This window comes from Corynebacterium sp. HMSC036D03, assembly GCF_001836185.1.
GTDB classification, from domain to species: Bacteria; Actinomycetota; Actinomycetes; order Mycobacteriales; family Mycobacteriaceae; genus Corynebacterium; species Corynebacterium simulans.
Genome location: NZ_KV827726.1, coordinates 15089 through 38119, shown reverse-complemented (window position 1 = coordinate 38119; position 23031 = coordinate 15089). Strand labels below are relative to the sequence as shown.

At 60.0% G+C, this 23031-nt stretch carries 22 protein-coding genes and 1 tRNA gene; 9 read left to right on the top strand and 14 right to left on the bottom strand.

Translation table 11 applies throughout. The features are described from left to right. Positions 1-568 (top strand): DNA recombinase (locus HMPREF2692_RS12555; protein ID WP_083286099.1); only part of this gene is annotated, 568 nt, incomplete at its 5' end. Here the strand turns inward: HMPREF2692_RS12555 and HMPREF2692_RS03155 are convergent. The 3 genes from HMPREF2692_RS03155 to HMPREF2692_RS03145 form a co-directional block, all read right to left on the bottom strand. Next, positions 537-1052 (bottom strand): ClbS/DfsB family four-helix bundle protein, encoded by a 516-nt coding sequence (locus tag HMPREF2692_RS03155; RefSeq protein ID WP_034969882.1) that lies wholly within the window; start codon positions 1050-1052, stop codon positions 537-539. The genes HMPREF2692_RS12555 and HMPREF2692_RS03155 overlap by 32 nt on opposite strands. A gap of 193 nt (positions 1053-1245) precedes the next feature. Then, a tRNA-Thr gene (locus tag HMPREF2692_RS03150) sits at positions 1246-1321 on the bottom strand. Between the two features lie 102 nt (positions 1322-1423). Beyond that, positions 1424-2671, bottom strand: a complete 1248-nt coding sequence (locus tag HMPREF2692_RS03145) for a DNA polymerase III subunit delta' (protein WP_083323809.1) — start codon at positions 2669-2671, stop codon at positions 1424-1426. Between HMPREF2692_RS03145 and HMPREF2692_RS03140 the strand changes: the two genes are divergently transcribed. Then, positions 2670-4202 (top strand): adenylate/guanylate cyclase domain-containing protein, encoded by a 1533-nt coding sequence (locus tag HMPREF2692_RS03140; RefSeq protein ID WP_070822717.1) that lies wholly within the window; start codon positions 2670-2672, stop codon positions 4200-4202. The genes HMPREF2692_RS03145 and HMPREF2692_RS03140 overlap by 2 nt on opposite strands. Positions 4203-4262: 60 nt before the next feature. Continuing rightward, a complete protein-coding gene (locus HMPREF2692_RS03135) occupies positions 4263-5531 on the top strand; it encodes a DUF418 domain-containing protein (protein WP_235591324.1) in 1269 nt (422 codons plus the stop codon). Here HMPREF2692_RS03135 and HMPREF2692_RS03130 read toward each other — a convergent pair. Then, on the bottom strand, positions 5479-6138 hold the full coding sequence (locus HMPREF2692_RS03130) for a hypothetical protein (protein WP_070432338.1): 660 nt from the start codon (positions 6136-6138) through the stop codon (positions 5479-5481). The two genes, HMPREF2692_RS03135 and HMPREF2692_RS03130, sit on opposite strands and share 53 nt — an antisense overlap. A gap of 2 nt (positions 6139-6140) precedes the next feature. Next, positions 6141-9104: a type I DNA topoisomerase gene (gene topA / locus HMPREF2692_RS03125; RefSeq protein WP_070432339.1), complete on the bottom strand. Its 2964-nt coding sequence runs from the start codon at positions 9102-9104 to the stop codon at positions 6141-6143. A 281-nt stretch (positions 9105-9385) separates the two neighbouring features. On the opposite strand from topA, the gene HMPREF2692_RS03120 reads away from it, so the two are divergent. Next, a complete protein-coding gene (locus tag HMPREF2692_RS03120) occupies positions 9386-10015 on the top strand; it encodes a DedA family protein (protein WP_062044397.1) in 630 nt (209 codons plus the stop codon). A 49-nt stretch (positions 10016-10064) separates the two neighbouring features. Here HMPREF2692_RS03120 and HMPREF2692_RS03115 read toward each other — a convergent pair whose 3' ends face one another. Further along, the gene (locus HMPREF2692_RS03115) at positions 10065-10268 is read right to left on the bottom strand and encodes a cold-shock protein (RefSeq protein ID WP_061920226.1); all 204 of its coding nucleotides are present in this window, start codon (positions 10266-10268) and stop codon (positions 10065-10067) included. 186 nt (positions 10269-10454) lie between these two features. Between HMPREF2692_RS03115 and HMPREF2692_RS03110 the strand changes: the two genes are divergently transcribed. Beyond that, a complete protein-coding gene (locus tag HMPREF2692_RS03110) occupies positions 10455-12818 on the top strand; it encodes a DEAD/DEAH box helicase (RefSeq protein WP_070456056.1) in 2364 nt (787 codons plus the stop codon). On the opposite strand, the gene HMPREF2692_RS03105 is transcribed toward HMPREF2692_RS03110, so the two are convergent. Genes HMPREF2692_RS03105 through ssd form a run of 7 tightly spaced genes read right to left on the bottom strand, consistent with a single transcriptional unit; the run spans position 12815 to position 17210 of the window. Beyond that, the gene (locus HMPREF2692_RS03105) at positions 12815-13135 is read right to left on the bottom strand and encodes an Rv3654c family TadE-like protein (protein ID WP_062036140.1); all 321 of its coding nucleotides are present in this window, start codon (positions 13133-13135) and stop codon (positions 12815-12817) included. The genes HMPREF2692_RS03110 and HMPREF2692_RS03105 overlap by 4 nt on opposite strands. Continuing rightward, positions 13135-13479, bottom strand: coding sequence for a hypothetical protein (locus HMPREF2692_RS03100; RefSeq protein ID WP_061920220.1), 345 nt, complete (start codon positions 13477-13479; stop codon positions 13135-13137). Before HMPREF2692_RS03100 ends, HMPREF2692_RS03105 begins: the two co-directional genes overlap by 1 nt. Positions 13480-13482: 3 nt before the next feature. Next, on the bottom strand, positions 13483-13674 hold the full coding sequence (locus tag HMPREF2692_RS03095) for a DUF4244 domain-containing protein (RefSeq protein ID WP_061920217.1): 192 nt from the start codon (positions 13672-13674) through the stop codon (positions 13483-13485). 53 nt (positions 13675-13727) lie between these two features. After that, the gene (locus HMPREF2692_RS03090) at positions 13728-14258 is read right to left on the bottom strand and encodes a type II secretion system F family protein (RefSeq protein WP_061920215.1); all 531 of its coding nucleotides are present in this window, start codon (positions 14256-14258) and stop codon (positions 13728-13730) included. Beyond that, positions 14252-15028: a lipase chaperone gene (locus HMPREF2692_RS03085; RefSeq protein WP_061920213.1), complete on the bottom strand. Its 777-nt coding sequence runs from the start codon at positions 15026-15028 to the stop codon at positions 14252-14254. The genes HMPREF2692_RS03090 and HMPREF2692_RS03085 overlap by 7 nt, the downstream gene beginning before the upstream one ends. Then, entirely contained in the window at positions 15025-16170 is a 1146-nt protein-coding gene (locus tag HMPREF2692_RS03080; RefSeq protein ID WP_061920211.1) for a TadA family conjugal transfer-associated ATPase, read from the bottom strand. Before HMPREF2692_RS03080 ends, HMPREF2692_RS03085 begins: the two co-directional genes overlap by 4 nt. A gap of 14 nt (positions 16171-16184) precedes the next feature. Beyond that, positions 16185-17210, bottom strand: a complete 1026-nt coding sequence (ssd, locus tag HMPREF2692_RS03075; protein WP_061920209.1) for a septum site-determining protein Ssd — start codon at positions 17208-17210, stop codon at positions 16185-16187. Positions 17211-17614: 404 nt separating this feature from the next. Between ssd and HMPREF2692_RS03070 the strand changes: the two genes are divergently transcribed. Next, positions 17615-18481 carry an HAD family hydrolase gene (locus tag HMPREF2692_RS03070; protein WP_082778534.1) on the top strand — a complete coding sequence of 289 codons (867 nt, stop codon included), beginning with the start codon at positions 17615-17617 and terminating at the stop codon, positions 18479-18481. A 9-nt stretch (positions 18482-18490) separates the two neighbouring features. Here the strand turns inward: HMPREF2692_RS03070 and HMPREF2692_RS03065 are convergent, their stop codons facing one another. Beyond that, positions 18491-19228 (bottom strand): hypothetical protein, encoded by a 738-nt coding sequence (locus HMPREF2692_RS03065; protein ID WP_061920207.1) that lies wholly within the window; start codon positions 19226-19228, stop codon positions 18491-18493. 109 nt (positions 19229-19337) lie between these two features. On the opposite strand from HMPREF2692_RS03065, the gene HMPREF2692_RS03060 reads away from it, so the two are divergent. From HMPREF2692_RS03060 to HMPREF2692_RS03050, 3 genes are all read left to right on the top strand, one after another. Beyond that, a complete protein-coding gene (locus HMPREF2692_RS03060; protein WP_061920205.1) occupies positions 19338-19832 on the top strand; it encodes a phage holin family protein in 495 nt (164 codons plus the stop codon). A 158-nt stretch (positions 19833-19990) separates the two neighbouring features. Further along, positions 19991-20926: an alpha/beta fold hydrolase gene (locus HMPREF2692_RS03055; protein WP_062036150.1), complete on the top strand. Its 936-nt coding sequence runs from the start codon at positions 19991-19993 to the stop codon at positions 20924-20926. A 235-nt stretch (positions 20927-21161) separates the two neighbouring features. Next, on the top strand, positions 21162-22748 hold the full coding sequence (locus tag HMPREF2692_RS03050) for a peptide ABC transporter substrate-binding protein (protein ID WP_062036152.1): 1587 nt from the start codon (positions 21162-21164) through the stop codon (positions 22746-22748). The last annotated feature ends 283 nt before the right edge of the window (positions 22749-23031 follow it).

Sequence of the window (23031 nt, the reverse complement as noted above, 5' to 3'; positions counted from 1 at the left end):
GATATCAGGTGTCTACCAAACAGGGGTCAGGTCCCATCCCCGTCCCTGCCAGACCGCTACCTTGCGTGATGAGCAAATCCAGACCGCGTTCCTCGCCGCGCTAAACCAGCTGGCTGAACAATATCGCGGACAAAGCCACCTACCACAGGTCATCGACGCCATGTTTAATACAGACCAGCTCGAAGCGGAGTCCAAGCGCCTAGACGAGAAAATCCGCGCTCTTGCCAGCGAGATTGAATCATTGGTTGCAGAAAATCAGCGGGTAGCGCAAGACCAGGACCAATACCTCGCCCGCTACACCCAGCTAGAAGCGCGATACCAGAAAACCCTGGGCCGCAAACAAGCCATCGAGGCCGAGATTGCTGCCAAGAGTGCCAAGGCCACTGCGATCAAAACCGCCTACACCCAGTTGGCCGACAAGCCCATCCAGCATTTTCAACCATCCCAGTGGACAGCGCTTATCGACCATGCCGTTATCGGAGCCAACGAGATCCAGTTCGTCTTCAGAATCGGCACTGAAATCACCGTGCCTATTGCTAGCAGGCTGCCAGTTTCTTCCACTTCCTGATTTTGGTGCGAAACGTCGTAAATGGCGCGACGGTGTTGATATGCACCCATTTCCACACCGGCCACGCCGACGGGGTGGAAGAAGCCCACGCACGCTGACCCGAACTAAACAATTCTGATTCGGTTAGACCGCCCACCATTTTGACTATCTCACCAAGCAGGATCTTGAACCTGTCGATCAAATCCTCAGTAGATACCTGCTCCCAGCGTTGGTAGAACGATTCATACAATCCGCCCAGTTGATTCCACTTAAAACCAGGTGCCGGAGTCACCACGTCAAGACCGGCTTGTTCGTCACGTTCCCAGCCGAGCAGTAATTCCATCCAGCCAAGCTGGTAGGCGATCATCTGCCGGGGCGTGCGGTCAACACCGTCAACCAGCCGGTCCCAACCATCGCCAGGAACGCCTACGAACTCGCCGATAAAAAGTTCGCCACGCTTAGTAATCTCTGCGGCTAGTTCATCGCCGGACGCATACGATCTCACCACACACCTCCTCGTGAAACGGCCTTAGGTTTAACGCTTCGTTAGCGCGTTAAACCCTGAATACGCATTTTACTAGGGCAAACAAGATACCCGCTAACGCAAAACCCAAACCCGCTAACGCAAGCGATTTTTCACACCCCCCTAAGCGATACTCGCTAACGCAAAAGGGTACTTATCAAATCCGACGTCTAAGTGGAGCCGCCTGCGAGAATCGAACTCGCGACCTTCTCATTACGAGTGAGATGCTCTACCGACTGAGCTAAGGCGGCACGATGCAGTGTGTATATGCACCGCCTGAGAGTTTAGCCTAGGCCTGGGCTGATAAAGAAATCGGGCTATCACCTGTAGTGTGCACGCAGCACACGTGCACGCTAGCGCGCACCGCAGGCCAAACGCAGGCGGCCAATCATGCCGTCGAAAGCCACCTGCGGGGTGACGTTCTGCGGCAGCTGCTCGCGGCAGGTACGGATGGCGGACTGAGCGGCAAGCAGCCCATCCTCGCTCACGCATTGAGCAAGTTCGCCCGCCAGGCCGGCGAAGTCCGGGTGGGTCATGTCCACCTCAGCGCCAACTTTGAGCATGAGCGCATCGCGGTAGATACCGGCAAGATCCACAAGGACAATATCGAGGCCGTCGGCGATGCGGCGTTTAGCGCGCTTCTTATGGAGCTCCTCCAGTTCTTTCAGGGCACTGCGGGCGTCGCGCTGCGCCTTGCTTGCTCCCTTACCCTTGGCGCCGATGCCGAAGGACTGCTCAATTTTGGAGCGCTCCGCTTCTTCGGATTCAGCGTGAGAATCCTTGGCGTCCTTCTCAATGAACTTCAGCAGAGCGGTAACGGATTGGAAGGCCTGGGAGCCGTGGAAGACGTCTTCGGCCAGGTTGATGGCCATGGCGCGACGCTTTTGCACGCCCGCATCCTGTACCAGGTGGCGGGCACGGCCCACGTGCTGCAGGCTCGTGACGGCGGCCAGGCGAGCATCGTGTTCGCTGGCGCCCTCGGCGACGAGCTGTTTGACCACGCCTTCCACGCTGGGCGAAGGAATATATAGGTGGCGGCACCGCGAGCGCAGGGTCTGGGAGAAATCTTGTGGGTCCGCGGAGGGAGCCACCATGACGATGACGGTGCGCTCCGGCGGCTCCTCCACTGTTTTCAGCAAAGCGTTGGCGGCCTCGTTGCGCAGGCGGTCGGCTTTGTTGAAGATAACCACGCGCCACGGCGCCACGCTAGGCAGGCTCGCCGCACGGCCGATGACATCGCGGGCCTCGCCGACAGTGATGAATTGTTCCTTAGGATCGACGAAAACTAGGTCGGTGTGTTTTTGTTGTTCCAATACCGCCCGGCAGGCCGCGCACTGCCCGCAACCGGGGTCCCCGTTTTCATCCTTGCTCGTGCACATCAACGCCGCCGCAAAGCACAGCGCCGCCAAAGAGCGGCCCGCCCCGGGAGGACCCGTAAGCAGCCAAGAATGACTCATCGCCCGCAGATCCCCCTCGCCTCGGGCGGCCCGGGCTGCGGCCAAGATGGTCTGGGCCACTGCTGGGGTATCTGCCAATCGTTGCGCAACGCTTCCGGTATTCACTCGCCCTAGCCTACTGGGATAACTAAAGTAATAAACCATGAACAGACTACTGCGTGGCGCCCGCTGGCTCATGGGCACCCAATGGCCGATGTACGCCACGCTCGTTCTGGGATCCAACATCTTAGGCGCCGTGGCGATCATGACCTTCGTGGTCTTCCTCCTACCGATGCCGGAGATTAAGGACTTTACTTCCGACGTCCCGCACTTGGCGTTAATCGGCGTCCTCTATGTTTCCTTCGCCGTGCTCATCGGCATTTCGGTAACCCTGTTACTCTTCCGGCCGGTGCTGGACTGGCAGCGCAATCCCGAAGCCCACGATCCAAACATGGTGCGCAACCTGGTGCTGCGCATCCCCATCTACCAAGCCGCAGTGGCCGGCCTGGTGTGGATCATTGGCATCGTCTTGGCCATCATCATCGCCACCCAATCCTCCGGCAGTCTGGGCCTAGTCGTGGGAGTTTCCACGACCTTGGCCGGCCTGTTGGTGGTGTTGCTTACCTACTTGCAGGCAGAACGCCTCGTGCGCCCCGTGGCGGCGCAGGCAGTGGCCCGCCGCTTCGAGGACTCCACTCTGGAGCCGCCGATTAAGTACCGCCTCATCTATACCTGGGTAATGACCTCCGGCATTCCGCTCGTCGGAATCGCACTGGTGCTCGTGGGCCAGCGCACCGGCATGTTCACGGATAACGCCAACGACATCATGCCCGCGGTCATCGCCCTAGCGCTGACCGCCCTGGGAACGGGTTTTACTGGCACCGTCTTCGCGATGATGAGCGTCGTTGACCCCATCGTCGAGCTACAGGATGCAATCAACCGCGTGCGCCGCGGCGAAAATGATGTGCAGGTCGATATTTATGACGGTTCCGAGTTGGGCGTGTTGCAGGCAGGCTTTAATGAAATGATGCGCGGCCTGCGCGAGCGTCAACGCGTGCGCGATATCTTCGGCCGCTACGTCGGCATCGAGGTCGCCCAGCGCGCACTGGAGGAACGCCCCGAGTTGGGCGGCGAGGACCGCAAGGTAGCCGTTCTTTTCATCGACGTCATCGGCTCCACCACCTTCGCGGTCAACCACACCCCAGAGGAGGTCGTCGAAGAGCTCAACAAGTTCTTCGAGCACGTAGTCGAAGTGGTGCACCGCAACAAGGGCATCATCAACAAGTTCCAGGGCGATGCCGCGCTGGCCGTATTCGGCGCTCCGCTTAACGTCTACGACGCTAACTCCATGGCGCTGCAGGCGGCGCGCGAGCTGCGTCAGGAGCTACGTGGCTTGGAGCTGCAGGCAGGCATCGGCGTCGCGGCGGGTCACGTGGTGGCCGGCCACATCGGCGGCGCGGACCGCTTTGAGTACACCGTCATTGGTGATGCAGTAAACGAGGCGGCCCGCCTGACCGAGCTGGCCAAGGACACTCCGGGCCAGGTCCTGACCAACTCCGCCACGCTGCGCGGTGCCAACGAGGCAGAGCAAGCCCGCTGGACCATGATGAAGTCCATTGAGCTGCGCGGACGACGCCGCATGACACGCCTGGCACGCCCTATCCGCTCCACGCTTGCTGAACGCGCGGAACAATAGCGGAGCAATAGCGGCGCAGTAACCGAGAATTTATTTCATAAAATCTGTAACATGCGCCCCATGACTTCCGCAGTGTCTCAGTCTCGACCTCGCATGATCGTGCCCGACGTAGCTCGTGGTATGGCTCTTCTCGGCATCGCCCTAGCCAACGTCTGCACTGGGTGGATTACCACCTCCCATCCAGACGGCCAGTACTTCGGCGGCATCGATTCCGGCAACGCGTGGGATAAAGCAACCGTGCTCTTTACCGCGATGTTCGCGCATAACCGCGGCTTGCCGATGTTCTCCACGCTCCTGGGCTTCGGTATTGGGCTTATCACCCTGAGCCTTTGGCGCCGCGGCTTCCCGCTCGGCCAAGCGCGCATGGTCATCATCAAGCGCTACGGCTTCCTGGCCCTTTTCGGCATTATCCACCTGGTGTTTATCTTCTATGGCGACATCATGTTTTTCTACGGCTGCTGTGCTTTGGTCATCAGCATGTTTATTTCCCTGCACGATAAAACTCTCAAGAAGATCGCTTATACCCTGCTGACCATCATTACGGTCCTTGGAATCGGTGCGTTTGTGCTTACGCTTTTGGTTCCGGAATTAGGCATGAATTACGTCAACTTTTCCGAGCTTCCCCAATCCTATGGAAAGTTGGTGCTGGATGGATTATTGATGCTGTTGGGGCAGGCTGTTAGCGCCGGGCCGTTCATGCTCATGTACGGACCCATCATGTTGGTGGGCTTTACGTGGGCGCGCCAGGGCACGCTTGCCGACGTCGCGTCTCACCGCGCCGAGCTGCGCATCTGGGCGGGCATTACAGCAGTGATCATCTTGGGCGTGGGCCTGCCGTGGGGTCTTGCTACTATCGGCGTGCTCCCCGCGGAAGCCGAGGGGGCCTTCTTTCAGCTCAACACCTTCGTCGGCGTGATTACCGGCCCGGGCATCCTGGCGATGCTCGCGCTGGTGCTAGAGAAGGTGCAAACACTGCCCTGGTGGCTGTGGCCATTTAGTGCGCTGGGTAAGCGCTCGATGAGCGGCTACATCATGCAGTCGATCATCTTCTTCGCGGTGATTTTCCCGTTCACCTTGAACATCGGCTCCCAGTTCTATGCCTCCGGCTTGGCCTTGTTGGCGGTGGGCAACTGGCTGCTCACTCTGCTGCTGGCCTGCCTTCTCGAATACTTTGGCAAGCCGGGCCCGTTCGAGTGGCTGCATCGCCGAATTTCTTATGGCAAGACGATGCGGCCAGAACTAAAAAGGCAGCCGCCTAGCGGCATTGAATCACCCGTCAGTGGCGCTCCAGTGCATCAACCAGAAGGAAATGTCCAAGCACGCGGCTAGCGGCCTCGGCGGCGCCCAGCAGGCGGCTATCGCGCAGCGGGTTGACGGGCAGGGTGCGTGCAAGGGTAAGCCCCTCTGAAAAGAGGATGAGGTTGGCGCCGTGGCTCGCGCCCTTCGTGGCGTCTGCGCGCAAGGCTGGATCCCCTGCGAGCGCCGAAGTGGCGGCAACAGCCGCACCAGCCACTGCGGTGGCCGCGCGGTAGCGGCCCTTAGATACGGCAAGACCGCCAGCCCACGCGCCGATGCGCAGGCCCCAGCCCAGCTTGTCGTTGCGCTGCGCACGCAAAAGATACAGATAAGCCCCGTGATGCAAGGCAATGGCGGCAATGCCTAGAGCATTCGGTTCGCCGCGCTTGCAGTACTGGCCCACCGACCCCGCGGCAAGACCACCGCGCAGCACCGGGTTCGCCGTTTGGGTGCATAGAGTAGCTATTACCGCGGCGTCGAGAAGCCGAGGCTCAAACCCGAAGATGCGCGCCCAAGCGCTGGCCTCCCCGGCGGCTAAAAGCCCTAGGCGCGCGGGGTGGCCGGCGGGATCGGTAATTGCGGGATAAACCGCCCGCCACAGCGCGGCGGCGCCCTGTTCAGTGCGTTGCAGGAAGTCCATCGCTACTTGCGGCTGCCTGCCTTGACCACGTTCTTAGTGCCTGGCGAAGGCTTCTTCGCCGTCGACTTCTTCGTGGATTTCTTGGTTGCCTTCTTCGTGGATTTCTTAGTCGATTTTTTGGTCGACTTCTTACCAGCCTTCTTGGTGGTCTTCTTCTTACCACCATCCGCGGCTTCCTTGGCACGGCGTTCGGACAACAGCTCGTTGGCACGGGCGTCGGTAAGCGTTGCGGGATCGTCGCCGCGGCGCAACGAAGCATTCGTGGTGCCGTCGGTGACGTACGGGCCAAAGCGGCCATCCTTGACGGACATCGGCTTGCCGGAGACGTCATTGTCACCCAGCTGCTTCAGCGGCGGCTGCGCGGCGGCGCGGCCACGGCGCTTCGGCTCCGCGTAGATGCGGCGCGCCTCGTCCAAGGTGATGGAGAAGATCTGCTCTTCGTTAGCCAGCGAGCGGGAATCGCTGCCCTTCTTCAGGTACGGGCCATAGCGGCCATTCTGTGCGGTGATGACCTCGTTATCGGAAGGATCCACGCCCACCTCACGCGGCAGGGAAAGCAGCTGCAGGGCCTGCTCCAGGGTGACCGAAGAAGGCTCCATGGAGCTAAACAGCGAAGCGGTGCCAGGCTTGAGCTTTTCGTCGATGTACTCGGCGATGCGCTTTTCCTTCTGCTTTTCCGCAGTCTTGGTCTCCCAGTTCTTGGCGCGCTTGCCTTCCTCGGCGCGCTGCTTATCCTCAGCCTCGCGCTCCTGCTTGACCACCTCGAGGGCCTCGGCCTCAGCCTTCTCGCGCTCATCCTCGCGCACCTGCTCGGTGACATACGGGCCGAAGCGGCCTTCCTTGGCCACGATCATGCGGCCATTGGCGGGGTTCTCACCCAGCTCGCGGCCGCCCTGCGGGGTGGCAAAGAGCTTCTCAGCGAGCTCTTCACCCAGCTCATCCGGGGTGGTGGTCTCAGAAAGGTTGGCGCGCTGATACTCCGGTGTGCCGTCCTCGGCCGTGCCCACCACGCGCTCGATGTACGGGCCATAGCGGCCGACGCGCACGAAGACGTCGCGGCCTTCCGAGTCGGTGTAGAGCAGCAAGGAGTTGACCTTGCGAGCGTCGATGGCCTCAAGGTTGATATCGATAAGGGACTTCAAGCCGCCGTGGCGCGCGATGGAATCCGCCTTCTGCTCCTTGGCCTCAGCATTGCCGAAGTAGAAGCCCTTGAGCCATTCGGTACCGTTCTCGTTACCAGCGGCAATCGCGTCGAGCTCGTCTTCCATCGAGGAAGTAAAGTCATAATCCACCAGCTCGGTGAAGTTGTCTTCCATCAGGCCGATGACCGCGAAGGCAACCCAAGATGGCACAAGCGCGTTGCCGCGCGAGAGCACGTAGCCGCGGTCCTGGATGGTCTTGATGATGGAGGCATAGGTGGAAGGACGGCCAATGCCCAAATCTTCCATCTTCTTAACCAGGCTGGCCTCGGTATAGCGCGCCGGCGGGTTGGTGGAGTGACCGTCAGCGGAAACTTCCTGGGAGGCCAGCGCGTCGCCCTCGTCGAGGTGCGGCAGGCGGGACTCACCGTCGGAATTCTTGTTAGCCACGTCCTCGTAGGCCTTCAGGAAGCCCGGGAAGGTAATGGTGCGGCCGGTGGCAGAAAACTCAACGTCCTGCGCGCCCTCGGCGGTCTTCGCATTCGCAGCCACCGTGACCTTCATGGAGGTTCCCTTGGCATCTGCCATCTGGGAGGCCACGGTGCGCTTCCAAATCAACTCGTAGAGCTTGAACTCTTCGGCATCGAGGCGGCTCGACAGCTCGCCCGGGGTGGCAAACTTTTCGCCCGCCGGGCGGATCGCCTCGTGGGCCTCCTGAGAGTTTTTCACCTTGCGGTCATAGATACGCGGGGAATCAGCGACATACTCCGCGCCAAAGATGGAGCTAGCCGCGCCACGCGCCGCGTTCAGGCCCTGCTTAGACAGCGAGGTCGAGTCGGTACGCATGTAGGTGATGTGACCGTTTTCGTAAAGACGCTGCGCAATGCGCATAGTGCGCTCGGAGGTGTAGTGCAGGCGGCGGCCCGCCTCTTGCTGCAGGGTCGAGGTCATAAACGGCGCATAAGGCTTGCGGGTATATGGCTTGTGCTCGACGCTTGTGACGGAGAAAGCGGCGCCTTTCAGGGCGTCGGCAAGCGCCTGTGCGTGCGCCTGCTTGACGACGACCACCTCGTCGCTCTTGAGCTTGCCCGAATCATCGAAGTCACGGCCTAGGGCAACACGCTTGCCGTCGATGGCGGTCAGACGAGCATCGAAAACTTCCTTCGCCTCAGCCTTCTCGCTGTGCAGGCGAGCGGTAAGATCCCAGTACTCGGCGGAGATGAACGCCATGCGCTCACGCTCACGCTCGACGATGACGCGGGTGGCAACGGACTGCACGCGGCCGGCAGAAAGGCGCGGCATGACCTTCTTCCACAGCACCGGCGAAACCTCGTAGCCATAAAGGCGGTCCAGGATGCGGCGGGTTTCCTGCGCATCGATCAGGTTCTCGTCGAGCTCACGGGTGTTTTCTGCCGCCTCCAAGATGGCGGACTTGGTGATCTCGTTGAAGACCATGCGGCGCACCGGCACCTTTGGCTTAAGCACCTCAAGCAGGTGCCACGCAATCGCCTCACCCTCGCGGTCGGGGTCTGTTGCGAGATAGAGCTGATCGCACTGCTTCAGCTTGGCTTTAAGGTCAGCGACCTTCTTCTTTTTGTCCTGGCTAATGACATAGAGCGGGGTGAAGTCATCCTCGGGGTTGACGCCGAGGCGCGCCCAGGATTCTTTCTTGTACTTCGCCGGGACGTCGGCGGCGCCACGTGGGAGATCACGAATGTGTCCCACGGAGGCCTCAACAATGTAATTGTCGCCTAGGTAGGGCTGGATCTTCTTAGCCTTCGTCGCCGACTCGACGATGACCAGGGTTTTCCCGGCTACTTCTGCCACTCGACTTCATCCCTTTCGATGATGCGATCACTTGTCGCTCACACGTTGCTTTCTACAACGGTTATACAACGCCCTTTGTTCACGCTACGTTAAACGAGCACGATCAAAAGGCAATTGAGCAATAGCGTACAGAAGTTCTTTTACTCTGTACTTATTAGGGCAGCTGCGCTGCCTTACCTGCTGCCTTTAGACATGCACGGTTATACTGGACGCTTTGTCACAGTAACTGGGCACAGTAACAGGCACAGTAACACGAATCGCGTACCCGATGGGGAGGAATGATGGTTGCATCCGTCACCGCATGGATCGAAGTAGTCATGCTAACCCAATGGGTATACCCGCTGGTAGGAACATTGATTTTCCTCGATTGTTTCTTCCCGGTGCTGCCTTCAGAGATCCCGCTCAACATGGTTGGAGCATGGTCAGCCTCGCAGGGCTACCCGCACATCCCCATGATGTTCTTCGTGGCAATTCTGGCCGCCATCGTGGGCGATAACCTGTGCTTCCTGCTCGGCACCCGCCTGATGACGCTGGTCAATCGCGTCCAGAAGGGCACCAAGGCCTACGAGGGCCTGGCTTGGGTCAAGCGCAACATGCGCCGCGGCGGTGGCGCGGCGATTATCATCGCACGCTTTATCCCTTCGGCCCGCCTTTTCATGACCATCCTGTTGGGCTCGATGCGCTATCCTTGGCCGCTGTTTTTCTTCTTCGACATCATCGGCGTCAGCATCTGGGCCGCGCAGGCGCTGGCCATTGGCTTCGTGGGTGGCAAGGCCTTCTCGGATTCTCCTGCCGTGGCGATGATTGTCAGCATCATCGCCGCCGTCATCATCGGCTTTGGCCTACAAAAGGCCCAGAATGCGGTGCTCGAGTGGTGGGATACCCGCCGCGGATATGCAGAAACCCCTTAAGCCTTTAAAGGCTTAAAGGGGCCGTGTGTGAGCTTTTAAACGCCGCGTTTTAAAGGGCGGTGACGTTCTGGGCCTGCAGCCCCTTTTGACCTTCGGCGACCTCGAAGGAAACCTTCTGGTTTTCCTCCAGGGTGCGGAAGCCGCTGCCCTGAATCTCGGAGTAGTGAACGAAGATGTCGCCGGAGCCATCTTCCATCTCGATAAAGCCGTAGCCCTTTTCTGCGTTGAAGAACTTGACGGTGCCTTGTGCCATGGTGTTTAACCTTCTATGTAAGTGTCTACTAGTAGTGGACAAAATGGATTGTGGAAAACAAATCTTCGCCAGCACTAACCAAAAGAAAAACACTGAGCCAAGAATTTATCGGCCTAGCACCCAGTGTGGCACGTTTGGTTAGCTGGCGATAGCTCGCCACGTAAATCTTTTTAGAAAGGGGGTAGCGTGCCCAACCCCCTCGGCCAAGAATTAGTCGAGCTGCTGCAACGCCGCTTCGATGAAACAACGTTTACTTCCGTCACCACTTTAGAGGCAAAACCTGCCCAGTTCGGGCCGTGGCCAGAGTGGGTTTTGCCGGGACTTAAAACCTATTTGCAGGGCCATGACGTGGCAAAGCTTTATTCGCACCAGGTTAAAGTGGCCGAAGAAGCATGGCGGGGCAACGACGTCGTGGTTGCCACCGGCACTTCCTCCGGCAAATCTTTGGGTTATCTCCTTCCCGTCCTGACTAGGCTGGCGGAAGAGCCCACCGCGTGCGCTTTGTATATCACCCCCACTAAGGCGTTGGGCTCGGATCAGCTGCACGCGGTTTTGCAGATATGCCGCGAAGTTGAGCAGTTGCGCGGTGTGGTCGCGGCGCCTTACGACGGCGATTCGCCCACCGAATCCAGACCCGGCATCCGGGACGATGCGCGCTTTATCTTTTCGAATCCAGACATGATCCACATGTCGATGCTGGCCTCGCATCAGCGCTGGGCGCGTTTCCTGCGGCACTTGCGCTTCATCGTCGTAGATGAGTGCCACTCCTATCGGGGAGTATTTGGCGCGAATGTGGCGTTGGTTTTGCGCCGCTTGCTGCGCTTATGCGAACACTATGGCGCGCATCCGGTGGTGATTTCTGCCTCGGCCACGATGAAGGACCCCGCACTGCATGCGCAGCGCCTTACCGGGCGTGACACGGTTGCGGTCACAGAAGACGGCGCTCCCACGGGTGCGCGGACGGTGGCACTTTGCGAGCCCGGGTTCATCGATGGTGCGGAGGGCGAAAATGGCGCTCCCGTGCGCTATGCCGCAACCACCGAGTCTGCCGGGATGATGGCGACTTTGGTGGCAGAAGGCGCCCGCACTCTTACCTTTGTGCGTTCCCGGCGCGCCGCGGAGACGGTGGCCTTGCGCACCGCGGAGGAGCTATCTGGTTCCCTCGGACGGCCCGATTTCGCCCGTCGCATCGCGGCTTATCGGGCGGGTTACTTAGCTGAGGACCGGCGCAAGTTAGAGCACGCGCTTGACGACGGCACGCTGCTCGGCGTCGCCACCACCTCCGCGCTGGAGCTAGGCATTGACGTCGGCGGCCTTGATGCCGTGGTCATTGCGGGCTTTCCAGGAACGGTGGCTAGCTTCTGGCAGCAGGCGGGCCGCGCGGGAAGACGCGGGCAAGGCTCCGTGGTGGTCTTGGTCGCGCGCGACGAGCCGATGGATACCTACTTGGTGAATCATCCGGAGGCCCTGCTGGGAAGGCCGGTGGAGGCCAGCGTGTTTAACCCGGCAAATCCCTATATCTTGTTCGGCCATGTCTATTGCGCGGCGGTGGAAAAGCCACTGCAAGATGCGGAGATCGCCCAGCTGGGTGCGCAGGAGGTTGTCCATTCCTTGGCGGAGCGCGGGCTGTTGCGACGCCGCGACCGTGGCTGGTTTGCAGCGCCCATCCCGGCGGGCGAAGAGCTCACCCCAGAGACCGCACACTCGGCGGTATCGTTGCGCGGCGGCGCAGGCGAGGAAGTGATGATCGTGGATTCTTCCGACGGCCGCCTGCTTGGCACCATCGACGCTGGACGCGCCGCCAGCCAGGTCCACCCCGGCGCGGTGTATCTGCATCAGGGCGAAAGCTTCGTGATTGAGCAGCTGCACTTCGCGGACTACCTGGCGCTGGCAATGCCGGAGACGCCGGAATATACAACGACCCCGCGCTCGACTACGGATATCCGCATCGTGCGCGAGGCCGATGAGCTCATCAACTATGCGCCGGGTCTGTGGGTGGCCAACGTAGAAGTGGAAGTAGTCGACCAAGTAACCGGCTACCAGGTGCGCCTGCCCGACGGCACGGTTGGCGATGACATTCCGCTGGACATGCCGCAGCAGCGCCTGCACACCCGTGCGGTGGCCTACACCATTGATCCGCTGGCGCTTGCAGCAATGGGTGTGAGCGCCGCCGATACTCCGGGCACTCTGCACGCGGCGGAGCACGCCGCGATTGGCCTGCTACCGCTGATTGCTACCTGCGATAGGTGGGATATCGGCGGCGTGTCCACGGCGCAGCATGCGGATACTGGTCTTCCTACGGTCTTTGTTTACGATGGTCACCCGGGCGGCGCCGGCTTTGCCGATGAAGGCTTCCGCCGCTTCCCGGAGTGGATAGCCACCACGTATGAAACGGTGGTTTCTTGCCCGTGCGAGGCAGGCTGCCCCTCGTGCGTGCAGTCACCAAAGTGCGGCAACGGCAACAACCCGCTGGATAAGGCCGGTGCCATTAAGTTGCTTGGTGCACTGGTGACGATGACGCAGTCAGGGCCCATGCCCACCGAGACCTAGACCGGACCAGCCCGAGCCACCGCCTCCACGCGCCTCACGGCGACAGTGACGATGACATCGCGCTCGATCACGCGGCACTGCCTAACACTGGAGTTGTTGTGCTGCGCGGTCTCCCGCGCCGCGGCACACCCGTCTTGGCCTTTTGCGTGTTCCCACGCGGCCGCCACCGCCGACATGTCGGCGGCAACCTGCGCCTCATGGCGCGCTGCCACGCGGCTGGCCACGGTGACAACAACCAAGAGGAGGGAGACGATGGCAACGATGATCCCCGCATTAACCACGGTGGCATAGCCAGCCTCAGCGTCTTTGCGGCACATCACTGCCCGCCTCCCGCCGAACCCGCTATCTCGGCCGGAAACACTGCCTGCGCTTTCATCTCCCCCAACGGCGAGCGCACGGTGGCTTGTGCGGTGACGAGGCCACCCCTTTCAGCGATGTCGACGCTTACTTTCTCCTGGGAGTAGTCCTCGCCTATCGCATAGGCACGCGCAGCGGCACCGGCGGCGTCGACAGCCGCCAGGTGGGCCGCCATCGTCGCGACACCCGCAACGGCACCGGCTGCAACGATGACCAAAGAGCTCAAGCCGAGGGCTGCCTCAATGGTGACCGAACCAGTGTCGCCGCTAAGGCGCCGAACGATGTGAAGATAACAGCGCCGCATTGTTTAACCCGGAGTGTTAGACAAAGCGTCAGTGATGATGGATTCGATAGCGTCTGGCACCTGGCCGCCGTTGATGACGGCATAGAGCACAGCCGCAAGGGCCGCAGCGGCCAGCGAACCCATGGCGTATTCGATGGTGGACATACCGTCGTCATTCTTGAAAGCGGTATTAATCTGAGCAGCAATCTTGTGCATGTTCTCTTCCTTTCCTTGTGGGTGAATTGAGGTGAAAAATGTGTGGTTTACGGTTACAACAATTGGGAGCCGAGGCTTAAAATCACCGGCACCAATCCCAGGACTATGAAGGCTGGGAGGAAGCACACTGCCAGCGGCAGCGCGATGAATACCCCGGCGCGCTCTGCCCGAGCGGTTGCATGAGCTGTGGCTTCCGCCCGCAAGGTTTCGACTAGGCGATGACAGCCCGCGGCAATCGCCGCACCCGATTCCCCGGAAAGCTCCAGTAATCCGGCGAGATCTTCGAGTTGCGGCTGTGCACGCAGCACGTCCACGGCAGCGGCCAGCGGAGCGCCCACGCCCAGCAGCGTCGCCGCTTCCTTCCAGGCAGCGCACGCGCTTGTCGACGCCACGCCTGCCAAGGCCTCACGTACCGACAGCCCTGCCTCCACGCAGGCGGCGAAGAGCTCTAGGTCGGCGGCCACATCGAGCGGTGCCGGCTGCTTTCCGGGGCCATCCCGCGGAGTCTTGGGCCGCACGATCCGACGCAGCGGCGCGCTCGTGGGAATGCACAGTGCAAGAGCCAGGCAAAGATAAGTCAGCATGCCGTCGCGCTCCTTAAGATGTAGCGCGACCACGCAAACCCGCCGCAGGCCAGGCCAACCCCTATGACGAGAAGAAGGCCACCAAGTCCGCCTCCTAAAAGCAGCCCCAGCGAATCCGCGCCCATCGCGCCTCCCATGGCGATGCCGGCCAACGGCAGACATGCCAGGATAAGCGCGGTGGCCTGCGGACCTTGCAGAGAAGACTCCGTGGATTGCGCATGCCGGCGGGCCGCATCCAACTGGGATTGGGCTTGCTCCACCAGCCCCGCCAGCGCCACGCCGTGCAAAGAAGAGAGCCGAATGACGTGGCCTAGCCGCACCACCGCCGGTTCCGTGGCCGCAACGAGCGGACCGTGGATGGCCCCACCGTGGGCGGCCATGCCTGCCGCAGTGCGCAGCGGCACGAGCACGGCGGCGGGGCAATCCGCAGGTAGCGCTTCCACGCCACGCTTTAGGGCACCGGCCGTCGTAGCACCGGCCCGCAGATCCGCAGAGACCGTGCCCAGGAACGTGGCGAGTTCTTTGCGGGCGCGCCGGGACCTCCGCGCGGAGTTGATATCCCGCAGGTACCACACCGCGCAGGCAACGACGCAGAGCACTGCGAGGGCGACGCTTAAGCGGCCAAAGACGTAAAAGCACAGCCCACCACAAAAGACGATTGGCCCAATCAAAAGCGTCGGGACACGCTTGCGCCCTTCCGTTTGATGCAAGCGCCGCGCGGCGGATGGTTGCGCTAAAAGCGCAGCTAAAGCCAGAAGTATAAAAGTCATTGCGCCACCCCTAAGCGCTCAACAAACTCACTAAAGCCTTCCCCCGGCCCGGTGTCGGCGCTCCAGATAAGCTGCGGCCGTACCGGATTGCCTTCCAGCACCCCAATGTGTGCCAGGCGCCTTCCCTCAGGCCCTCTTTCCATCGCCAGGACCACATGCACTGCGGCGGCCAGTTGGGAGTGCAACGCCGCCCTGTCCAACCCACCCAGTGCGGCGAGTGCCTCCATGCGAGCTGGCACCTCCCACACGGAGTTGGCATGCAACGTTCCTGCTCCGCCATCGTGACCAGTGTTTAATGCGGCGAGCAGGTCCACGACCTCCGCACCACGAATCTCACCGACCACGATGCGGTCGGGGCGCATACGCAAAGACTGCTGCAGCAACTTAGCCATCGTTATTTCACCGCGGCCTTCTGCATTAGCGCGCCGGGATACTAAAGTCACCACATGCGGATGCAGCGGCGCCAACTCCGCGGTGTCTTCGATGACAAGGATGCGCTCATTCTTAGGCACCGTGCCCAGCAGCGCCGACAATAAAGTGGTCTTTCCCGCACCGGTGCCGCCAATGACGAGAAAGGAAGCATGTTTTTCCACGATGGCCCGCAGCAGCGGCTCCACCTCTTTCGCGATACTCCCGCTGGCAACAAGCTGCTCCAGGCTCGTCTGCGCCTGGCGTAGCACGCGCAAGCTGATGCACGTCCCGCCAGCCGAAGGCGGTGCCAACAAAGCATGCAGGCGCAACGCAGTGCCATCCCCACGGGCAAGCCGACCATCGGCAAAAGGCTGCGCATCATCGAGGCGCACGCCTGCTACTGCGGCCAGGCGCGTGGCCAGCTGGCGGACTTCGGCATCATCGACAAAAGAAACTGGCGTGGGTTCTAGCCCATTGCCTCGGTCGATAAAGCAACTGCGCGGGCCGTTAACCACGACGTCGCTAAGCCCGGGCTGCGCCAGGATCGGCTCGAGGACTCCCAGGCCCAGGGAATCATGCCGCAGGCGACGCAGCAGATCCAGCACGTCTGCATCGCTGATAACGCCTGCCTCCTGACGAATCCGGCGCGCGAGCGCCGTAGTGTCAGCCACCAACTCAGGCGACGCGGCCACAATCGTGCGCAACCTATCCAAGAGATTTATCTCGCTCATCCCTGCACCGCCGCTCATGCCAGGACCTCGCCGACAACGTTTTCGGCAGCCACCCGCAGCCCGCGTGGCAGCCGCCGTAGGCCACCCGTATCGGCAGCTTTGGTAAGACCCCGGAGCGTGGGAATTTCGGCAATCGGATCGCGATGAACAATTTTGGCGATGTCTTCCTTCGAAAGGCCTGACCACTGCCTGTAGCGCACCACTACACTGCATTTTTGTTGTTTGGCCTCCAGCTCCGCCACGAGCTTGGCGCATGCGGCAGTCGGGCGCACCTCTGCAGCCGTTAGGATTACGACATGCTCGCAGGCCTGTGGGATTTCAAGGGGCGAGCAATCGAAAACTGCCCCGGCTGGGTGCATCGCGGCAGCCTGAAAAATAGCCTCCCGGCGCGCCGGCTTAATACTCGGCTGGCCTGCATGGCCACTCCGCGCAGCAGCCAAAATTCCCAGTTCGCCTACTCGCGGCAACGCGCGATGTAGATCCACTGCGTTTACGCTTCCGCTACCTGCCGCAAGGTCCGGCCAACGCGCTCCCGGCTCCTCCTCGATTCCTGCCAGTAGGTCAAGCCCACCGGAGTAAGAGGTGGCGTCGATAAGCAGTCCGGCCCCTGCCACGCTCGCCACGGCATAAGCAAAAGTCGAAGTTCCTACTCCCCCTGCCGCGCCAACTATGGCCAACGCGAAGTTATTGCCGCTTGTCTGCTGCGGCCGGACTCGATCCGCCAAAGCGCTCAAAAGCTGTTTCGATTCCGCCGGAATGATAAAGGCCTCGGCGCTGCGGCACTTCATGGCGGCCTCATAATCAATGGGTCCTGGATCTGCTGCGACGAAAAGCACTGGTGCCCTACTGTGGCTGGCGACTAATTCCGCGGTGAGCTTATCCGCAACGATGACCGTGGCTTTCGGCAGGTACCGCGCGAAGTCACGCGGGTCCTCAACCGCAGTAACCTGCGCGCTCGTCGCCGCTGCCGCGGCGATTACTTCCACCCGCAGCGCGGAATCTCCCACTGCGATAGCGATGCTGGCGTCGTATGAACTCATGCCTCCAGCATTGGTGAAGCGATATCCCCAGCACTAGAGGCAATTTTGCGGCTGTGGATAACTCGCCGGTTTTAAAGCACCTACCGCGACTCAAGGTGACGTATCAGCTAAAAACTGTGGAAATAGTGCGGTTGGTACTTTCCTGAACGCGTGGTTTCTAGGGCATCCCGCCTGTAAATAGATGATGACCCGCGCCTCGGGGGGGTGTGCGCGGGTCATCGGTAACCCGGCATCGGGGGGGTGAGCCGGGGCAGGCCGCACTGTATATCGGGGCCTTGCAAGGCTCATTATGACATGTAAGAGACAGGTTGACAACAGCAGCAATCCAGCTTGTTTCCTGCATTTGTTGGATTGCACCGATCCTCTTGCCGCAGCCACGCAACACCTTTAACATTGGCCACAACATGAATGATGCATCCAGCCACCACCGCAGCGGCGAGGCTCCCGTAGAGCAGGCCGCCGATTACGCACGCGTGGCTGCGTTCTTCGATCTAGACAAGACCATCATCGCCACATCTTCCGCTTTCGCCTTTGGCAAAGAGTTCATGCACAACGGGCTCATTACCCCAGCGGAGGCGCTGCAGATGTCGATTGCAAAAGCAAGCTACATGTTCGCGGGGCACTCCAGCCAGCAGATGGACGCCACTCGCGATCAACTAGCCGCGATGATCGCCGGTTGGTCCGTCGCGGAGGTACACAGCATCGCCAAAGAGACCATGCACAACGTGGTCACGCCCGCCATCTACGCAGAGGCCCGGGAACTCATCGATTTCCATCAAGCAGCCGGCCACGAGGTAATCATCATCTCGGCTTCGGCTGCCACGCTCGTGCGCCCCATCGCTGAAGAGCTAGGCATCGAGCGCGTAGTCGCTACCGAGCTAGAAGAGGTGGACGGCAAGTTCACCGGAAAGATTCTGTACTACTGCAAGGGCGCAGCAAAAGCTCAGGCCATTGCGGACTTCGCTGCGGAATTAGATATCGACCTGGATGTCTCTTTTGCCTATTCTGATTCCGCCACCGATATCCCGATGCTAGCTCTGGTTGGCCACCCAGTGGCGGTCAATCCCGATCGCCACATGAAAAAGCATGCCCTGGAACATGGCTGGGATATCCGCACCTTCAAGGATCCGGTTCCGCTATTTACGATGCCGGGCGCAAAAGAAGTAGGCATTGGATCTGCCGTCGTCGCTGGCATCGCAGCGGTTGTGGCCGCAGGGCTCTGGCTCAACCAGCACCCGGATTTTCTGCGTGCCCCAAAGTCCAGCGCCTAGTGCCAGCTTCTAGGCCGAGCGCGCGATTCCATCCGCCTCCACGCCGCCGGCAGCCCAGGCTGCAAGCAAAAACTCCAATGCGGGCCCGGGATTTTCCGAATATTCTCCTATGACCTGCCAATACTGCGCGCTATGGCGGTTGTAATAGGTCTCCGGTACGGCGAAGCCACGCGGATCGAATCCGCTATGGATGGCTGCCAGGCGTGCGGCAACCATTCCAATCAAGTTACTGCGTGGGCCAAATACCTCATAAGCCGCAATTTCCGCGTGCACCACGACGGGCAGCAGGCGGTCGAAGGCAACGCCGCTTCCTCCACTTACAAGACGAGAAAGGGCTTGTACGCGTGCTGCTTGTGCGCTGTTTGGCATTCCCGTGCCGCCGGCCGCGACGTCGAGACGCGCAAGCACCTGCAACGGGGCACGGGCAAAGGTACGCACCGTGGTTGCCTGAACCTCCGGGGCCAAGAGACTATAGGCGCTAATGGAATTGGCCAGCGGCCCTTCCATTGCGTCTTCAGCAGTTAGATCGGGGGATAGATCGGGCGCAACATTGGGCGAAATTTTGAGCCCATCTACAAAGACCGCAGCACGTGCACCCCGCATCGCCGATTCCGCAGAAATGACATCAAATTTCCGCAATCCAGCAGGACGGCGGTGCGCGCGAGAAATTTTCTCGACCGCACGCGCGGCTGAATTTTCCACACCGGGTAACGCAAAGAGCGGGGCCAACGGGTCTTTTTCTGCCATATCCTCTAGGATAGACCTGTGCGGCCACTGCGATTCCTCACACACGCAGCTGTCAGGCTTCATTACTATGGCCAATACAGATTTAGACAAACGCTAGGAGTATTTAACCGTGAGCAACGACGGACTATTCACTGACGGTGCGAACCAGTTCGCCCCAAAGGTCAACGCTATCCCGCTTAGCGACGCCGATAGCTCGAAGCGCGGCGAGGCCTCCGTTGGCCAACTGGTCTCCAACGCTACCGAGCAGATGTCTCAGCTCGTCCGCTCCGAGGTCGAGCTCGCCAAGACCGAGCTGGCTCAGTCCGCTAAGAAGGGCGGCATCGGTGCTGGCATGTTCGGCGTTGCCGGAACCGTTGCGCTTTATAGCTCTTTCTTCTTTTTCCTCTTCCTCGCCGAGCTGCTTGACAAGTGGCTCGACCGTTGGGCCGCATTCCTGATCGTCTTCCTCATCATGCTGGTGATCGCAGCCGTCGTTGGCTTCATCGGCTTTAAGAACATCAAGAAGGTCAAGGCACCCGAGAAGACCATCGAGTCCACCAAGGAACTAAAGAAGCTGGTTCCAGGCAAGGCTTCCAAGTCCGTCGAGCGCGGTTTGTACACCTAAAGCTTCTACCTTGAGATTTTTCTTCGCTTAGTCCGCCCGAGCTTGCTTTTGCTCGGGCGGGTTTAGCATTTAATAGGCGAGTTTGCTTTTCGCCGCCCCCGTCTCTCCCACCCCTTCTTGCTGCAAGCTGCCTCATCTGGTGAAAGGAACCACATCTCATGGCCCAGACTCCAGCACCCTTGTCGCCCTCGGTGGTTGAGCTAGACGGACCATTCAAACACGAGTACATCCATACCCGCGGCATTCGCCTCCACGTTGCAACCGCAGGTTCTCCAAGCGATCCGCTCGTACTTTTCCTACACGGCTCTTTCGGCGGCTGGTTCGATTTCAAAGACGCCATCGCCCCTTTGGCCGCACAAGGCTTTCACGTTGCTTCCCTCGACATGCGCGGCTTTGGCCTTTCCGATAAACCGCCAGTCGAAGCAGGCCAAGATATGCGCGCAGTGGTTGGCGACGTCACCGGCGTAATCCAAGCCTTGGGCCACGATGCAGCCTTCTTGGTTGGCGCAGATGCCGGTGGCGCAATTGCCTGGGCGGTAGCTAGCGAGCGCCCAGAACGCACGCTTGGCTTAGTTTCCATCTCTTCTTCCCACCCGGTCGATCTGCGCCGCGCGATGGCGGCACGTCCCTGGGACTTCGGCTGGCTCCTTTTGCGCGCCGCCCTTTGCCGCTTGGGCGGACCACTCAGCCGCCGCAACCCTCTCCTTTATGCCTCAAGCTATGAAAAAGAGCTGGCCCTCAACACCGACTCGAGCTTTTCGCACGACGCACGCAACCAGATTGCGCAGCTGCGCATTACCGCCTCACAAATCGGCAATGTACGCCGCGGCATCTTGTGGAACCACCGCATGCGCACTGCTGTTCCGCCATTAAGTTGGATCGACTCCTCGGTGGAAGCACCCATTCTTTATTTTCATCCCGCTCAGCAACTATGGCGCCCGCTTATTCGCCGCGCGAAAAACCGCTGCCTTGGTACCTTCGAAGAAAAGACCATTCCGCAGACTAAGAATCTGCCACACATCGAGGCCCCGGGCGTTTTCGTCGAGACCCTTCAGCAATGGCTTGCACCCTTAAGGGAACAAATTGCGAAATAAGTAACAATTAATACTTTCAGAGCGCCACCCCACAAAGGGGTGGCGTTTTCTTTATGTATTCGCACAAAAGTCCTGTACAGATAATACTATCTGCCGACTTATAGTTTTCATCACACGCTTATAATTTTCAAATCCTTGAATGTGCGCGCAGCCACAGTGTAACTTCAGTTCCAACCTTTCAAGGTTCATCAATGTTCACTCAAGGCTCGACCTAATTCGGAGGTCTCTCCCCGTTATGACGATCAAAAAGACGTTCGCTGTAGTTTCTGCAGCCTCCCTAACCCTGGCCCTCGCGGCATGCGGTAGCGATAACGGCTCCGCGAACGGCTCCGGCGGCAACTACATCACCGCATGGGGCAGCGAACCCCAGAACCCGCTGATCCCGGCAAACACCAACGAAACCGGCGGCGGCCGCATCGTTGACAGCATCTACTCGGGCCTCGTGTACTACGACGCGGATGGCAAGGCGCAGAACGAGATCGCAGAATCCATCGAGCCGAACAAGGACAACACCAAGTTCACCATCAAGCTCAAGAAGACCAACTTCTCCGATGGTTCCCCGGTTACCGCAAAGAACTTCGTTGACGCGTGGAACTACGCAGTGGCAAACGATCAGCTCAACGCTTCCTTCTTCAGCAACATCAAGGGCTTCAAGGAGGGCGTAAAGGAGCTCGAGGGCCTGAAGATAGAAGACGATTACACCTTCACCGTCGAGCTCAACAACCCTGAACAAGACTTCCCAGCACAGCTGGGTTACTCCGCGTTCTACCCGCTCCACGAGTCCGCCTTCGATGACCTGGAGGCCTTTGGCCAGAGCCCAATCGGCAATGGCCCGTACAAGCTCGCCGAGTGGAACCACAACCAGGACGCTACCGTCGTTCCGAACGAGGAGTACAAGGGTGGCCAGAAGGCTGCTAACGACGGCGTTAAGTTCGTCTTCTACACTTCTAACGACGCCGCCTACGCCGATCTGCTCTCCGGCAACCTGGATCTTCTCGACGCCGTCCCAGATGCCGCCTTCGACGTCTACGAGTCCGACCTGGGTGAGCGCGCATCCAACCAGCCTTACGCAGGCTTCCAGTCCTTCACCATCGGCGAGAACCTTGAGCATTTCTCCGGCGAAGAGGGCAAGTTACGCCGCCAGGCAATCTCTTACGCAATCAACCGTGACGAGATCACCGAGACCATCTTCAAGGGCACCCGCACCCCAGCCAAGGACTTCACCTCCCCTGTTCTGCCGGGCTACTCCGAGGACATCGAGGGCAATGAGGTCTTGAAGTATGACCCAGAAAAGGCCAAGGAGCTGTGGGCCAAGGCCGACAAGATGAACAAGTGGTCCTCGCCTTCCTTCGAGATCGCCTACAACTCTGACGGCGGCCACAAGAGCTGGGTTGACGCAGTCTCCAACTCCATCAAGAACACCTTGGGCATCGAGGCAGTTGGCGCGCCTTACCCGGACTTCAAGTCCCTGCGTGATGAAGTCACCAACCGCACCATCAAGACCGGCTTCCGCACCGGCTGGCAGGCAGACTACCCATCCATGGGTAACTTCTTGGCACCGCTGTACCAGACCGGTGGCTCTTCTAACGACGGCGACTACTCCAACGAAGAGTTCGACAAGCTCCTGGTAGAGGCAGCAAAGTCCAGCTCCCAAGAAGAGGCTAATGCCAAGTACAAGGAGGCCCAGGCAATCCTGTTCGAGGACCTGCCGGCCATCCCACTGTGGTACCCGAACGCCACCGGCGGCTTCTCCGAGGCCGTAAGCGACGCTAAGTTCAGCTGGAAGGGCGTACCGGTCTACTACGAAATCACCAAGGAGTAACCCTCCTTCCGCTCATGGCACCTGCTCCGCCTCGGCGCGTTCGAGGCGGAGCAATGCCATGCCCGCCCCTTTCTCGGTTTGCACATCCCACAGTTTCTGTTACGGACTAGGCCCGTTATTGACAAGGCCCCCGCGCACTACCCCTCTAATAATTCGATAACGCCTGCATATTGCACATTGAGATAGGTCACAAACTACGATTTCCTATAGCCAGACAGGCGACAGATTTTAATAAACGCGTAAGCAGCCTCTGCCACAGCGTAAATACGCACGGACCCGCCAG

What these genes read in the sequence shown, in the direction of transcription:
- HMPREF2692_RS03140 (WP_070822717.1), top strand. Translation starts at nt 2,670, where the DNA reads ATGAACAGACTACTGCGTGGCGCCCGCTGGCTCATGGGCACCCAATGG.
- ssd (WP_061920209.1), bottom strand. Translation starts at nt 17,210, where the DNA reads ATGAGTTCATACGACGCCAGCATCGCTATCGCAGTGGGAGATTCCGCG.
- HMPREF2692_RS03130 (WP_070432338.1), bottom strand. Translation starts at nt 6,138, where the DNA reads ATGGACTTCCTGCAACGCACTGAACAGGGCGCCGCCGCGCTGTGGCGG.
- HMPREF2692_RS03090 (WP_061920215.1), bottom strand. Translation starts at nt 14,258, where the DNA reads ATGCTGACTTATCTTTGCCTGGCTCTTGCACTGTGCATTCCCACGAGC.
- HMPREF2692_RS03120 (WP_062044397.1), top strand. Translation starts at nt 9,386, where the DNA reads ATGGTTGCATCCGTCACCGCATGGATCGAAGTAGTCATGCTAACCCAA.
- HMPREF2692_RS03115 (WP_061920226.1), bottom strand. Translation starts at nt 10,268, where the DNA reads ATGGCACAAGGCACCGTCAAGTTCTTCAACGCAGAAAAGGGCTACGGC.
- HMPREF2692_RS03080 (WP_061920211.1), bottom strand. Translation starts at nt 16,170, where the DNA reads ATGAGCGAGATAAATCTCTTGGATAGGTTGCGCACGATTGTGGCCGCG.
- HMPREF2692_RS03145 (WP_083323809.1), bottom strand. Translation starts at nt 2,671, where the DNA reads ATGGTTTATTACTTTAGTTATCCCAGTAGGCTAGGGCGAGTGAATACC.
- HMPREF2692_RS03085 (WP_061920213.1), bottom strand. Translation starts at nt 15,028, where the DNA reads ATGACTTTTATACTTCTGGCTTTAGCTGCGCTTTTAGCGCAACCATCC.
- HMPREF2692_RS03065 (WP_061920207.1), bottom strand. Translation starts at nt 19,228, where the DNA reads ATGGCAGAAAAAGACCCGTTGGCCCCGCTCTTTGCGTTACCCGGTGTG.
- HMPREF2692_RS03100 (WP_061920220.1), bottom strand. Translation starts at nt 13,479, where the DNA reads ATGCGGCGCTGTTATCTTCACATCGTTCGGCGCCTTAGCGGCGACACT.
- HMPREF2692_RS03135 (WP_235591324.1), top strand. Translation starts at nt 4,263, where the DNA reads ATGACTTCCGCAGTGTCTCAGTCTCGACCTCGCATGATCGTGCCCGAC.
- HMPREF2692_RS03105 (WP_062036140.1), bottom strand. Translation starts at nt 13,135, where the DNA reads ATGTGCCGCAAAGACGCTGAGGCTGGCTATGCCACCGTGGTTAATGCG.
- HMPREF2692_RS03095 (WP_061920217.1), bottom strand. Translation starts at nt 13,674, where the DNA reads ATGCACAAGATTGCTGCTCAGATTAATACCGCTTTCAAGAATGACGAC.
- HMPREF2692_RS03070 (WP_082778534.1), top strand. Translation starts at nt 17,615, where the DNA reads ATGAATGATGCATCCAGCCACCACCGCAGCGGCGAGGCTCCCGTAGAG.
- HMPREF2692_RS03050 (WP_062036152.1), top strand. Translation starts at nt 21,162, where the DNA reads ATGACGATCAAAAAGACGTTCGCTGTAGTTTCTGCAGCCTCCCTAACC.
- HMPREF2692_RS03055 (WP_062036150.1), top strand. Translation starts at nt 19,991, where the DNA reads ATGGCCCAGACTCCAGCACCCTTGTCGCCCTCGGTGGTTGAGCTAGAC.